The sequence below is a fragment of the Pseudomonas sp. LF-5 genome, assembly GCF_037626295.1.
In the GTDB taxonomy this organism is placed as follows: domain Bacteria; phylum Pseudomonadota; class Gammaproteobacteria; order Pseudomonadales; family Pseudomonadaceae; genus Aquipseudomonas; species Aquipseudomonas monsensis.
Window position 1 is genome coordinate 233,774 of record NZ_JARKMT010000002.1, and the last position, 12,031, is coordinate 245,804.

At 59.9% G+C, this 12,031-nt stretch carries 14 protein-coding genes; 6 read left to right on the top strand and 8 right to left on the bottom strand.

Annotation, left to right across the window (positions count from 1 at the left end; all coding sequences use genetic code 11):
• Positions 1–51: 51 nt before the first annotated feature.
• The 3 genes from PseuLF5_RS08195 (at position 52) to pdxH (ending at position 3,104) form a co-directional block, all read left to right on the top strand.
• Positions 52–1,197, top strand: a complete 1,146-nt coding sequence (locus PseuLF5_RS08195) for a serine hydrolase domain-containing protein (protein ID WP_340133337.1) — start codon at positions 52–54, stop codon at positions 1,195–1,197.
• A 113-nt stretch (positions 1,198–1,310) separates the two neighbouring features.
• Positions 1,311–2,432: an OmpA family protein gene (locus PseuLF5_RS08200; RefSeq protein WP_123465264.1), complete on the top strand. Its 1,122-nt coding sequence runs from the start codon at positions 1,311–1,313 to the stop codon at positions 2,430–2,432.
• Between the two features lie 24 nt (positions 2,433–2,456).
• On the top strand, positions 2,457–3,104 hold the full coding sequence (pdxH, locus tag PseuLF5_RS08205) for a pyridoxamine 5'-phosphate oxidase (RefSeq protein ID WP_123465266.1): 648 nt from the start codon (positions 2,457–2,459) through the stop codon (positions 3,102–3,104).
• Between the two features lie 5 nt (positions 3,105–3,109).
• Here the strand turns inward: pdxH and PseuLF5_RS08210 are convergent, their stop codons facing one another.
• Positions 3,110–3,346, bottom strand: a complete 237-nt coding sequence (locus tag PseuLF5_RS08210; RefSeq protein ID WP_222833529.1) for a hypothetical protein — start codon at positions 3,344–3,346, stop codon at positions 3,110–3,112.
• 168 nt (positions 3,347–3,514) lie between these two features.
• On the opposite strand from PseuLF5_RS08210, the gene PseuLF5_RS08215 reads away from it, so the two are divergent.
• The gene (locus tag PseuLF5_RS08215; protein WP_007969461.1) at positions 3,515–3,979 is read left to right on the top strand and encodes an outer membrane lipoprotein; all 465 of its coding nucleotides are present in this window, start codon (positions 3,515–3,517) and stop codon (positions 3,977–3,979) included.
• A gap of 62 nt (positions 3,980–4,041) precedes the next feature.
• Here the strand turns inward: PseuLF5_RS08215 and PseuLF5_RS08220 are convergent, their stop codons facing one another.
• The 4 genes from PseuLF5_RS08220 to nhaA form a co-directional block, all read right to left on the bottom strand.
• Positions 4,042–4,299 carry a DUF7683 domain-containing protein gene (locus PseuLF5_RS08220; RefSeq protein WP_322373897.1) on the bottom strand — a complete coding sequence of 86 codons (258 nt, stop codon included), beginning with the start codon at positions 4,297–4,299 and terminating at the stop codon, positions 4,042–4,044.
• Positions 4,296–4,526 (bottom strand): DUF7683 domain-containing protein, encoded by a 231-nt coding sequence (locus tag PseuLF5_RS08225; protein WP_123465270.1) that lies wholly within the window; start codon positions 4,524–4,526, stop codon positions 4,296–4,298. Before PseuLF5_RS08225 ends, PseuLF5_RS08220 begins: the two co-directional genes overlap by 4 nt.
• Positions 4,523–5,710: a colicin E3/pyocin S6 family cytotoxin gene (locus PseuLF5_RS08230; RefSeq protein WP_340133338.1), complete on the bottom strand. Its 1,188-nt coding sequence runs from the start codon at positions 5,708–5,710 to the stop codon at positions 4,523–4,525. Before PseuLF5_RS08230 ends, PseuLF5_RS08225 begins: the two co-directional genes overlap by 4 nt.
• Positions 5,711–5,843: 133 nt before the next feature.
• Entirely contained in the window at positions 5,844–7,031 is a 1,188-nt protein-coding gene (nhaA, locus tag PseuLF5_RS08235) for a Na+/H+ antiporter NhaA (protein ID WP_123465274.1), read from the bottom strand.
• A gap of 252 nt (positions 7,032–7,283) precedes the next feature.
• Here nhaA and PseuLF5_RS08240 point away from each other — a divergent pair, with 252 nt between their 5' ends.
• Positions 7,284–8,378, top strand: a complete 1,095-nt coding sequence (locus PseuLF5_RS08240; RefSeq protein WP_340133339.1) for a PLP-dependent cysteine synthase family protein — start codon at positions 7,284–7,286, stop codon at positions 8,376–8,378.
• Positions 8,379–8,514: 136 nt separating this feature from the next.
• Here PseuLF5_RS08240 and PseuLF5_RS08250 read toward each other — a convergent pair whose 3' ends face one another.
• Together PseuLF5_RS08250 and PseuLF5_RS08255 are read right to left on the bottom strand one after the other, a co-directional pair.
• Positions 8,515–10,128, bottom strand: coding sequence for an NAD(P)/FAD-dependent oxidoreductase (locus PseuLF5_RS08250; protein ID WP_123465278.1), 1,614 nt, complete (start codon positions 10,126–10,128; stop codon positions 8,515–8,517).
• A 97-nt stretch (positions 10,129–10,225) separates the two neighbouring features.
• Positions 10,226–10,879 carry a COG3650 family protein gene (locus PseuLF5_RS08255; RefSeq protein WP_123465280.1) on the bottom strand — a complete coding sequence of 218 codons (654 nt, stop codon included), beginning with the start codon at positions 10,877–10,879 and terminating at the stop codon, positions 10,226–10,228.
• Between the two features lie 139 nt (positions 10,880–11,018).
• Between PseuLF5_RS08255 and PseuLF5_RS08260 the strand changes: the two genes are divergently transcribed.
• A complete protein-coding gene (locus tag PseuLF5_RS08260) occupies positions 11,019–11,369 on the top strand; it encodes a hypothetical protein (protein ID WP_222833524.1) in 351 nt (116 codons plus the stop codon).
• A gap of 3 nt (positions 11,370–11,372) precedes the next feature.
• On the opposite strand, the gene PseuLF5_RS08265 is transcribed toward PseuLF5_RS08260, so the two are convergent.
• Positions 11,373–11,972, bottom strand: a complete 600-nt coding sequence (locus tag PseuLF5_RS08265) for a short chain dehydrogenase (protein ID WP_123465284.1) — start codon at positions 11,970–11,972, stop codon at positions 11,373–11,375.
• Positions 11,973–12,031 lie beyond the last annotated feature (59 nt).

A 12,031-nucleotide genomic window follows, 5' to 3' on the forward strand; every position in this document is an offset into this window, starting at 1 on the left:
GCTGGAACAATGCGGGCCACTTTGTAGAGCGTTTTCGCGGGGGAGTTGCGGGTGCAGATTCAGGGACATTACGAGCTTCAATTCGAAGCGGTGCGCGAAGCCTTTGCCGCACTGTTCGACGATCCCCAGGAACGCGGCGCAGCCCTGTGCATCAAGGTCGGTGGAGAAACCGTTCTCGACCTCTGGTCCGGCACTGCCGACAAGGATGGTCGCGAGGCCTGGCACAGCGACACCATCGCCAACCTGTTTTCCTGCACCAAAACCTTCACCGCCGTCACCGCGCTACAGCTGGTTGCCGAAGGCAAGTTGCAACTCGATGTTCCGGTTGCGCGCTACTGGCCGGAATTCGCCGCCGCCGGCAAAGAGTCGATCACCCTGCGCCAATTGCTCTGCCATCAGGCCGGTCTGCCGGCCTTGCGTGAGTTGCTGGCGCCGGAAGCACTGTACGACTGGCAAACCATGGTCGACGCCCTCGCGGCCGAAGCACCGTGGTGGACGCCGGGCACCGGCCACGGTTATGCCGCAATCACTTACGGCTGGTTGATGGGTGAATTGCTGCGGCGCGCCGACGGTCGCGGGCCGGGGGAGTCCATCGTCGCCCGTGTCGCCAGGCCCCTGGGCCTGGACTTTCACGTTGGCCTGGCCGATGAAGAGTTTCACCGCGTCGCGCATATCGCACGAGGCAAAGGCAATGCCGGGGACGCCGCCGCTCAGCGTCTGCTGCAAGTGACCCTGCGCGAACCGACCGCGATGACCACCCGCGCCTTTACCAATCCGCCCTCGGTGCTTACCAGCACCAACAAACCGGAGTGGCGCCGCATGCAGCAACCGGCGGCCAACGGCCACGGCAACGCACGCAGTCTGGCGGGCTTTTACGCCGGTTTGCTCGACGGCAGCCTGCTCGAGAGCGACATGCTCGAAGAGCTGACCCGCGAACATAGCCTCGGCGAAGACAAGACTCTGTTGACCCGTACCCGTTTCGGTCTGGGCTGCATGCTCGATCAACCGGACGTGCCGAACGCCACCTATGGCCTCGGCCCGCGGGCGTTCGGCCATCCGGGCGCGGGCGGTTCCATCGGTTTTGCTGATCCTGAGCATGATGTTGCCTTCGGTTTTGTGACAAATACCCTGGGGCCGTACGTCTTGATGGATCCGCGCGCACAGAAGCTCGCGCGGGTGCTTGCCACTTGTCTGTAAAGTTTCATTCGGGGTTCCAGGGCCGGAACCTCATGCGGTTTTTCGATTCAAACCGACTGTTTATCCGGGCGAAAGAGCTCTGATTTTTCCTTACTTCATTTTGTGGATTTTCAATGTCATCTAAAAAGACCCTCGCCCTGGCCCTGTGCGTTGCAATGACCGGTTGTGCACAGACTCCGAAAAACGATGCAGACGGCGGCAGTTGGTGGCCGTTCGGCTCTTCCGACAAAGTCGCAGCCAAAGAGCCAGCACCTGCTCCAGCCCCGCTGAAACCTGCCGCCACTGCACCGGTGGCCAAGACTGAAAGCAGCAGCCACTGGTACTGGCCGTTCGGCAGCTCCGATGATGCAGCGGCCAAGGCTGAGGTGAAACCTGAAGTAAAACCTGCAGCCAAAACCCCGGTTGCAGTGGCCAAGACCGATGCCGACACCGGCAGCAAGTGGTGGTGGCCGTTCGGCGGCAAGGATCAGTCCACTGCCAAAGTAGTGCCGATGCCTGACCCGAAAGTCACCCAGGCCTGGCTGGATGACTACGAGCCACGCCTGCGTGCGGCAATCAAGGACAGCAATCTGCAACTCGAGCGCCGTGACAACGTGCTGGTGGTGATCGCGCCGGTGGAGGGCTCGTTCAACCCGAAGCGTCCGGCCATGTTGCTGCCGGTGACACTCAGCCCGTTCACCAATGTTGCGAAAATTCTCGAAGCTGACCCGAAAACCGCGGTATTGGTGCTCGGTCACAGCGACAACACCGGCGCTGCGCCGGCCAACGTCAAACTCAGCCAGGAGCGCGCCCAGTCCGTGGCGGCGATCTTCCGTCTGAGCGGTTTGCAGCGTGATCGCCTGATGCTGCGCGGCATGGGCGGCGATGCCCCGCGTGCTGCCAACGACAGCGCCGAAGGCCGTGCCCTGAACCGTCGCGTCGAATTGCTGGTGACCCCGCAGAACACCATGGTTGCCCTGCTGAGCAAATACAACATGCCGGCACCGGCACCGACCACGATGATTGCCGCCCAGGACGTCAAGCCTGTAGCCAAGCCGGTAACACCGGCGCCGGCCGCTTCCAAAGCCGCCGTACCTGCAACCAAAAAGGCGCCAGCGAAGAAAGCCGCCGCCAAGGCTCCGGCGAAAAAAGCGGCGGCCAAGGCTCCGGCGAAAACGCCTGCCAAGAAAACCGCTCCAGCCAAAGCGGCGACCACTGACAAGAAAGTCGCCGCCACCGATACTTCCAAGCAGTGATCCGCTAACGAAAAGGAATGCGCCATGACCCAGGCTCTGGCAGATATGCGTCGTGATTACACCCGGGATGGCTTGACCGAGGCGCAAGCCCCGAACGAGCCGTTTGCGTTGTTTCACCAATGGTTTGCCGACGCGGTGAAAACCGAACAGGCGCCCGTGGAGGCCAACGCCATGACCCTGGCCACGGTCGATACGCACGGACGACCGCATTGCCGCATTCTGCTGCTCAAGGGCCTGGACGAGCAGGGGTTCACCTTTTTCACCAACTACGACAGCGCCAAGGGCCAGCATCTGGCGGCCAATCCGTTCGCCGCCATGACGTTCTTCTGGCCAACCCTTGAGCGTCAGGTGCGCATTGAAGGACGGGTGGTGAAAGTCACGCCTGAGGAGTCCGATGCGTATTTTCAGGTGCGTCCACTGGGCAGCCGCCTCGGGGCCTGGGCTTCACCGCAGAGCCGGGTGATCAACGGCCGGGGTGAGCTGGAAGAGTTGCTCAAGGCCACCGAACAGCGCTTCAGCGACACCCAGCCGCATTGCCCGGAACATTGGGGCGGTTACCGCCTGCTGCCCGAGCGCATCGAGTTCTGGCAGGGGCGTTCGAGCCGCCTGCACGATCGCCTCAACTACCGCCTGCAGGGCGCCGACTGGATTCTTGAACGTCTGGCACCCTAGGCAGTCTACCGAGCGCAATAGCTTGCCGCAGCGGCCTCCAGCCACTGCGGCAGATCCTTGCGCTTGATATTTTGCGCCTGCGCGTCCGCCAGCCGTTCAAGCATGAAGGCGCGTTTACCTTCATCCTCGCCCGCCAGCGACAGTGCCAGGTCGCGATCCATCCAGCGTTTGATGCGCACGTAAAGCCACCAATGGAAGTACAGTCCCGCAACGGTGGTGACGAAAATGATGAAGTAATCCATGAAAATCCTTGGTGTCGGTGGCGCAGAATCGGTAATTTGGCGCTACTGTTGGAAAACCTTGCAGGCGTCTGTACCGCGCCTGAATGAAAGCCAATTTATCCGGGCTGTGCCGTGACAGGCGTCAAGCAGCGGAGTTTAATGAATATATGTTCCTTTGGAGTTGATGCTATGCGTAAGTCTGTTCTGCTGGTTGCTTCCTTTTCCACGATGGCGATGTTGCTTACCGGCTGCCAATCGAGCCTGACCGGTGACTCCTACTCCCGTGACGAAGCGCGTCGTGTACAGACGATTCGCATGGGGACCATCGAATCCTTGCGTCCGGTGAAAATCGAAGGCACCAAGACCCCGATCGGCGGCGCTGCAGGCGCAGTGGTCGGCGGTGTCGGCGGCAGCGCGATCGGCGGCGGTAAAGGCAGCATCGTGGCTGCGGTCATCGGTGCGGTGGCGGGTGGTCTGATCGGTTCGGCCACTGAAGAAGGTCTGACCCGTACCCAGGGCGTGGAAATCACCGTGCGTGAAGACGACGGCAGCATGCGTGCCTATGTGCAACAGGTTCAGGAGAATGAAGTGTTCCGTGTTGGCGAGCGCGTGCGCATCTCCACCGTTGGCGGAACCAGCCGCGTTTCGCACTAAGTGGAATGTAGGGTAAAGAAAACCCCGATCAGGTGACTGGTCGGGGTTTTCTTTTAAGGTATTTACGCGCTTCCATGACAACCCATCTGAAAATTGTATTTAGAGTCGTAGAAAGCTCGACCGATTAAAGCTTCCAATTGCTTTATCTGCTCTTGGTCGAGGTCATAACCAAAGATTTCGTCTTCGGGATTGACCCAATGCATGATTATTCTGAGCCGCTCAATGTTTCCATCGGGAACGGGGATCTCGAAAGCTAACCGAGCTGTGCGTTTATTAAATGCCCCGACGGTGTGTTGCAGCTTGAAGTTGCCATAAGTCATTCGATGCACACCAACTGAACTATATGAGTTGCGTCCAAGAGCTTTTCTCCTGTCCAGTCCTCCAAAACTTTGATCTGCGCTTCGTCTAAATCAGAGCCATCGAACTCATCTTCAGGGTGTTGCCAGTTCATCAGGGCCTTCAATGCTTCCTCGTGATGCGCCGCGATCTCTACGGTCAGGAGCAAATCCTCAGTCTTTCGATCGAATACCTCTATTACATGCTTCATTTTTCTACTCTCCTTGTGGAATCGGCAGGCTTTGTTTGTTTCCCTGTTTTCGGGTCGTATTCTCCAAGGTGTTTTCCTTGCTTGGTGTACATCTCAACCTTGCCATGCTGAGAGTCCCATTCGTAAATTTTCCCCGATGCATCTTTCCAACGTCTTCGCTTTTTTCCTCCACCGCGAACGGAGGTTTTCAGTGGTGCAGGTTTCACGCCTGGAAAGGCCGGCAGCGAAACAGGGGCGGGGTGGTATTTGAAATCTTTAGGAACGTTTAAGACTATATATACCGGCCTGATTCCCGAGTTCACCGGAAAAACCAGAATAAAATCCCTGTACTCCGGCGGATAAACCGGATTAACCAGAATCCCGTCCGCCGCTTTCGTCGGCGGATAAACCCAGATGTGCGGTGCCTGCGGTGCAGCCTCCAGCGCGGGAATACCGAGGATGTCCGAGCCATCCACAGCAGGCGTCCATATCAGCTCTACGCCTTCACCCAAGTCAGCAATGAACTGGCTGCCACGCAACTTGAACTGCACGACATCAACCATTTCCCAATCGCGATTCTTGCCGGTGTAGAAGCCGTAGCCCTTCAGGCTGCCGTCGGCCTGCTGTTCGACTCTCAACCGAACACGCGTTCGCGCCTGTTCAAGTCCACGCAGTTGCTCGTCGGTATAGAGCGCGCTGTCACCAAGGCTCGAGGGTATGAACAGCGCCACCAGGGTCACCAATGGCGTGATCACTGCGGTGGATATAACTGTGGGCAGTGCTTTGAAAGCTGAACCCGTCAACGCAAAACTGCCGAAGCCTGCCGGGATGGCCGTTGCGCCGATTTTCTTGAGAGGAACTGCGCCGTTTTCATCAGCCTCGCGAGCGCCCAGCAGGATCAGATCGCCGTAATCCTTCAGGCTGTCGGTCGGCACCATCCCCGAAGGACTCGAGTAATCGATAATCGCATCCGGCAATTTGCAGGACTTGGCAAATACGCAACCGGCACGCACGGGCTCGGCTTTTTTGGCCGCAACTTCACGGCTGCGCTCGAAAGCCTCCTGCCGCGCCAGCATGGCGTCGTAAGCGTTTTGTCTGGCGTCGCGCTCGGCCAGTTCAGTGGCCGTCATGTAGCGGTAGGTGACGTGATGCCCGTCGCCTTGCGGTGGGTTGGAAACCCGGGGAATGTCCTTGTTGCCAGCCACTGATCGTCCTTTCGTTCATCCGTCGACAGCCCTTCGCAAAGGGCTGCGCAACGTTAACGAAGCAGGAAAATCGTGGCTGTAGGACGCGTCTCTAAAGACGTGGCGATTGTTCGCTACGGCGATCCATGGCGTATCAGGAAGGCAGCGCGGTGTTCTTTTTGCTCGCCGCCGCCGTCACCGCATAACCGATCAACGCCGCCAGAATCGAACCGGTCAGAATGCCCATTCGGTCCATTCCGGCGTAATCGCTTACGCCCGGTTCAAAGGCCAGCGAGCCGACGAACAGGCTCATGGTGAAGCCGATGCCGCACAGGATCGCCACACCCAGCACCTGGCCCCAATTCGCGCCTTGTGGCAGGGCAGCGATGCCGGCTTTCACGGCCAGCCAGGTCAGGCCGAACACACCGACAGTCTTGCCCAACAACAGGCCAATCGCGATGCCCATTGGCACATGGTGGGTGAAGCTTTCGACAGTGACGCCGCTCAGCGACAGGCCAGCGTTGGCGAAGGCGAACAGCGGCAGGATGCCGTAGGCCACCCACGGATGCAGCGCATGCTCGAGGGTCAGCAACGGCGACGGTTCGGCATTTTTCGTGCGCAGGGGGATGCAGAACGCCAGTGTCACACCGGCCAGCGTCGCATGGACGCCGCTTTTGAGTACACAGACCCACAGGATCAAACCGATGATCATGTACGGTCCGAGTTTGACCACACCCAGCCGATTCATCGCCACCAGCGCCGCGATGCACGCCGCCGCCAGGCCCAGCGACAGGGTCGAGAGTTCGCCGGAGTAGAAGATCGCAATGATCACGATGGCGCCCAGGTCATCAATGATTGCCAGGGTCATCAGAAACAGTTTCAGCGACACGGGCACCCGCTTGCCCAGCAGGGCCAGCACGCCGAGGGCGAAGGCAATATCGGTCGCGGTCGGGATCGCCCAGCCGCTCAGCGCGGGCGGGTTGTCGCGGTTGAGAAACCAGTAGATCAGCGCCGGTATCAGCATGCCGCCGATGGCTGCCGCGCCGGGCAGGACGATCTGCGAAGGCTTGGACAACTGGCCGTCGAGCACCTCGCGCTTCACTTCCAGGCCAATCAGCAGGAAGAACATCGCCATCAAGCCGTCGTTGATCCACAGCAGCAGCGGTTTAGCGATTTTCAACGCTCCGATCTGCGCCACCACCGGGGTGTCGAGCAGGCCGGTGTACAGCCACGACAGTGGCGAGTTATTGATAATCAGAGCCAGGATGGCCGCAGCGATCAATAACAGACCGCTGGCAGCTTCCAACTGAAAGAAACGCGTGAAAGTGCTACGCAGAGGCAAGGTCGCTCTCCATCGAAAGGTCAAAAGGTGGAACACCCTAACCCGTACTGTTAGTTGTTAAAACAAAAGTTATATTCTTTTTTGTTATATGGCGTTACAACGCAGCTTTCCCGAGGCCACGCTGAGCCTAGCAGTTGCCTGACATATTGAGACTCAGCTGTATCTGTGCGCGTTTCGGGTTTTTTCCTAAGCTGATGGACAAGCCTTCAAAAGGAGGTCGATTTTCTGCCCGATTCAACGAGAACCCTCACCATGAGCGACAACCGACAGTGGGCCCGCGAAGCCATCCGCATCATCGAGGCGGACTTCCAGCGTAGCGCCGACACCCACCTGATCCCCTTGCCACTGCCGGGTTTTGCGGGCATCGAGCTGTATTTCAAGGATGAATCCAGCCATCCGACCGGCAGCCTCAAGCATCGCCTGGCCCGGTCGCTGTTTCTCTACGCGTTGTGTAACGGCTGGCTCAAACCCGGCGCGCCGGTGATCGAGGCGTCCAGCGGTTCGACGGCGATTTCCGAGGCGTATTTCGCGCGGATGCTCGGTTTGCCGTTCATTGCGGTGATGCCGGCGACCACCTCCAAGGAGAAGATCGCGCAAATTGCCTTCTACGGTGGCCAGAGCCATCTGGTGAAGGATCCGACGCAGATCTACGCCGAGTCCGAACGTCTGGCGCGCGAGCATGGCGGCCACTTCATCGATCAATTCACTTATGCCGAGCGCGCCACGGACTGGCGGGCGAACAACAACATCGCCGAATCGATCTTCCAGCAGATGCGCTACGAGAAACACCCGGAACCGAGCTGGCTGATTTCCAGCCCCGGCACCGGCGGCACCACTGCGACCCTCGGCCGCTATGTGCGCTATCGCCAGCACTGCACTCGCGTGTTGTGCGCCGACGCCGAGCGTTCGGTGTTCTTTGATTACTACCAGACTGGCGACGCCAGCCTGCGTCTGGATTGCGGTTCACGGATTGAAGGAATTGGCCGGCCTCGGGTGGAAGCGTCGTTTCTGCCCAAGGTGATCGATGCGATGGTCAAGGTGCCGGACGCCTTGTCGCTGGCCGCCATGCATTATCTGGCGCAGCGTCTGGGGCGGCATGTCGGCGGGTCGAGCGGCACCAATCTGATTGGCGCATTGATGGCGGCGCAGCAGATGAAAGCGGCAGGGGAGTCGGGGTCGATCGTGGCGATTTTGTGCGATGGCGGTGAGCGTTACGCTGACACCTATTACGACCAGGACTGGCTCAAGGCGCAGGGGTATGAGTTGAGTGGGTTGATCGAAGCGGTGGCGGCGAGTGCCGAGCGGGGTGAGCAGCTGCCTGACTCAGTCCTGCGCGCAAACATCTGATCAAGAGCAGAGACCAATGTGGGAGCGAGCCTGCTCGCGAAGGCGTCATCTCATTCAACATCATCGTTGTCTGAAATACCGCTTTCGCGAGCAAGCTCGCTGCCACAGGGTCTTGTGTTGGGTCAGCTAATACTGATCAGGCTTCGAGGCCGAGAATGTCGCGTGCTACAGCCTCGGCAATCCGAATCCCGTCCACGCCTGCCGACAGAATCCCGCCGGCATAACCCGCGCCTTCGCCGGCCGGGAACAGGCCCTTGACGTTCATGCTCTGCAACGACTCGTTACGCGTGATGCGCAGCGGCGACGAGGTACGGGTTTCGATCCCGGTCAACACGGCGTCGTGCAACGAATAACCGCGAATCTGTTTCTCGAACGCCGGCAGGGCTTCGCGGATCGCTTCGATGGCGAATTCCGGCAAGGCCAACGCCAGATCACCCAGCGCTACGCCGGGTTTGTACGACGGCTCGACTTCGCCCAGTTCGGTCGAAGGCGTGCCGTTGATGAAGTCGCCGACCAATTGCGCCGGGGCCTTGTAATCGCTGCCGCCGAGGATGAACGCATGGGATTCCAGGCGCTCCTGCAACTCGATCCCCGCCAGCGGGCCGCCCGGATAATCGACTTCCGGGGTGATGCCGACGACTATCCCGGAGTTGGCGTTACGCTCGTTACGCGAATACTGGCTCATGCCGTTGGTGACCACCCGGTTCGGCTCGGAAGTCGCCGCGACCACGGTGCCGCCCGGGCACATGCAGAAGCTGTAGACCGAACGGCCGTTTTTGGCGTGATGCACCAGTTTGTAGTCGGCGGCTCCGAGTTTCGGATGGCCGGCGTACTTGCCCAGTCGTGCGCGGTCGATCAGCGATTGCGGGTGTTCGATGCGGAAACCCACCGAGAACGGCTTGGCTTCCATGAACACGCCACGGCTGTGCAACATGCGGAAGGTGTCACGGGCGCTGTGGCCCAGTGCCAGAATCACATGTCTGGAGTGCAGGGTTTCGCCGCTCGCCAATTGCACGCCGACCAGTTGGCCGTCTTCGATCAGCACGTCGCTGACGCGCTCCTGGAAGCGCACTTCGCCGCCCAGCGCGCGGATCTCTTCACGCATGGTCTCGACCATGCCAGTCAGGCGGAACGTACCGATGTGCGGCTTGCTGACGTAGAGGATTTCTTCCGGCGCGCCGGCCTTGACGAACTCGTGCAGGACTTTACGGCCAAGGAACTTCGGGTCCTTGATCTGGCTGTACAGCTTGCCGTCGGAGAACGTGCCCGCACCGCCTTCGCCGAATTGCACGTTGGACTCGGGGTTGAGCACGCTTTTGCGCCACAGGCCCCAGGTGTCCTTGGTGCGCTGGCGCACTTCGGTGCCGCGTTCGAGGATGATCGGCTTGAAGCCCATCTGTGCCAGCAGCAGGCCGGCGAAAATCCCGCACGGGCCGAAACCGACGACGATCGGGCGCTGGCTCAGGTCGCTCGGCGCCTGACCGACGAATTTGTAGCTGACATCCGGCGCCACGTTGACGTTTCGGTCGTCGGCGAACTTGCCCAACACCTTGGCCTCATCGCGTACGTTGAGGTCGATGGTGTAGATGAAGCACAGTTCGGAGGACTTTTTGCGCGCATCGTAGCTGCGCTTGAACAAGGTGAAATCGAGCAAATCATCGCTGGCGATGCCCAGGCGTTGCACGATGGCGGCGCGCAGGTCTTCTTCGGGATGGTCGATTGGCAGCTTGAGTTCAGTGATTCGTAACATGGCGGGGATCCGGGTTCGCGGGGCGCACAACTGCGCCAGGGCGTTTGAAGGCCGCGATTATAAGCCGCAAAGGCCGGATCCGGTGAGGCTAAAACACTCAGTCGTTGCGCGATCCGCCGAAATACCCGCAGCCGCGCTCGACCTGGCCGTCGATGCGCAACTCGGCGCTCATGTGCTGGACGCTGCCGGTGCTACTGTCGACGCAACGTTGTGGTGCGACCCACAACTCGATGCGCTGGTTGTTGGCTTCGCTGCTGAGGTTGAAGCGGCCGTCGCCCAGTTGCTCTTCAACATAAGGCACAGCCAGCGGCGGCTGTCCGGCGCGGTCGATGACCATGCCTTTGCCGCTGACCTTGACGTTCCATTCCGGGCCATGGCCGGCGGCGCGCAGGATCAGCAGTTTGAAATTCGGGTCGTCACACGCCGTGCCGGAACGTTCGACGCGGTACAACTGGGTCAGGTCGAGACGGTCGCCGGCGATCTTGCCGCGTACATCGGCGAATAACTTGCCCTGTTGATCGGCAAGCGTGGCGGCCTCTTGCAGCACGCTGGTGCCGCCGATGTCGTTGACCGCGTACTGACGCTGTTCGCCACACGGCTGGAACACCAGTTTGCCGTCGGCCGCCGTCAATTGCCCTTGCATCCGGGATTGCCCGACGTGGGAAGCACTCTGACGCGGGCCATCCAGCAATTGGCAACCGGCAAACAACGGCAGCAGGGCAATAACGATCAACGAACGGGCAACACGCATCTTCGGCTCTCCAGACAAGTGCCGCCACGTTACTGAGGCTGGCTGCCGATCACAAGGTTTGTCTGGCCACTATTGAGTTGGGCACAGCGGCATCACATAGTCTTGGGCCGGCTGGGTCCGATGGATCAAGGAGATCGCCATGCAATGGAAACATGCACTGCTGCTGTTGGCAGTCGCAGGCTGTGGGGCCAGCCAGGCTGCCGATATTGATTTTTCCTCCGCGGCAGATTTCACCCGGATGGAGATACTGCTCAAAGATGACCCAAGCGCCCAACCGGATCACGTCCGGCTTTCCGTGACCCTGTCTCCCGAGGCGACCATCAGGGCTCGAAGGATCAGTCGAGAGGCGCTGGGCCAGCCATTGAACCTGTCTATCAACGGCCAGCACATTTCAACGGCGACGGTGCATTCGGAGCTGGGGGCGCAACTGATGATCGTGATGTCGCGCCCTGTGGCCAAAAAACTGCTGCCGACTTTGATCGAGAAGTGAAAATCAACCCACGTGAAAGGTCTGTCCGGTCTGCAAGCCTTCGACACTTTTTGCGTAGGCCAACGCCACGTCCGCCGCCGGAACCGGCTTGTAGCCACGGAAGTACGGGGCGTAGCTGCCCATCGCCTCCAGCAGTACGGTCGGGCTGACCGAGTTCACCCGCAGACCGCGAGGCAGTTCGATGGCGGCCGCTTTCACAAAACTGTCCAGTGCACCGTTGACCAGCGCCGCTGACGCACCGCTGCGAATCGGATCATGGCTGAGTACGCCGGTGGTGAAGGTGAACGACGCACCGTCATTGGCGAACTCGCGGCCGATCAGCAGCAGGTTGACCTGGCCCATCAGTTTGTCCTTGAGGCCGAGGGCGAAACTGTCTTCGTTCATCTCTCCCAGCGGGGCGAACGTCACGTTGCCGGCGGCGCAGACCAGGGCGTCGAATTTGCCGGTTTTTTCGAACAGCTGGCGGATCGACGCACTGTCACTGATATCGACTTGCAGATCAGCGCTGGTGCGACCGATGCGAATGACTTCGTGGCGTTGCGACAGTTCTTTGTCCACGGCTGAACCGATGGTGCCGCTGGCGCCGATCAACAGGATTTTCATTGTGCTGTGCCTCAAGTGATTGAACGAGGTTTCAGTCTAGAGTGGTTTTTTCTACGGAT

Excerpts from the sequence above, each read along its gene's own strand:
- PseuLF5_RS08215 (WP_007969461.1), top strand. The coding sequence starts at position 3,515 with ATGCGTAAGTCTGTTCTGCTGGTTGCTTCCTTTTCCACGATGGCGATG.
- PseuLF5_RS08260 (WP_222833524.1), top strand. The coding sequence starts at position 11,019 with ATGCAATGGAAACATGCACTGCTGCTGTTGGCAGTCGCAGGCTGTGGG.
- PseuLF5_RS08240 (WP_340133339.1), top strand. The coding sequence starts at position 7,284 with ATGAGCGACAACCGACAGTGGGCCCGCGAAGCCATCCGCATCATCGAG.
- PseuLF5_RS08250 (WP_123465278.1), bottom strand. The coding sequence starts at position 10,128 with ATGTTACGAATCACTGAACTCAAGCTGCCAATCGACCATCCCGAAGAA.
- PseuLF5_RS08200 (WP_123465264.1), top strand. The coding sequence starts at position 1,311 with ATGTCATCTAAAAAGACCCTCGCCCTGGCCCTGTGCGTTGCAATGACC.
- PseuLF5_RS08265 (WP_123465284.1), bottom strand. The coding sequence starts at position 11,972 with ATGAAAATCCTGTTGATCGGCGCCAGCGGCACCATCGGTTCAGCCGTG.
- PseuLF5_RS08225 (WP_123465270.1), bottom strand. The coding sequence starts at position 4,526 with ATGAAGCATGTAATAGAGGTATTCGATCGAAAGACTGAGGATTTGCTC.
- PseuLF5_RS08210 (WP_222833529.1), bottom strand. The coding sequence starts at position 3,346 with ATGGATTACTTCATCATTTTCGTCACCACCGTTGCGGGACTGTACTTC.
- PseuLF5_RS08220 (WP_322373897.1), bottom strand. The coding sequence starts at position 4,299 with ATGACTTATGGCAACTTCAAGCTGCAACACACCGTCGGGGCATTTAAT.
- pdxH (WP_123465266.1), top strand. The coding sequence starts at position 2,457 with ATGACCCAGGCTCTGGCAGATATGCGTCGTGATTACACCCGGGATGGC.
- PseuLF5_RS08255 (WP_123465280.1), bottom strand. The coding sequence starts at position 10,879 with ATGCGTGTTGCCCGTTCGTTGATCGTTATTGCCCTGCTGCCGTTGTTT.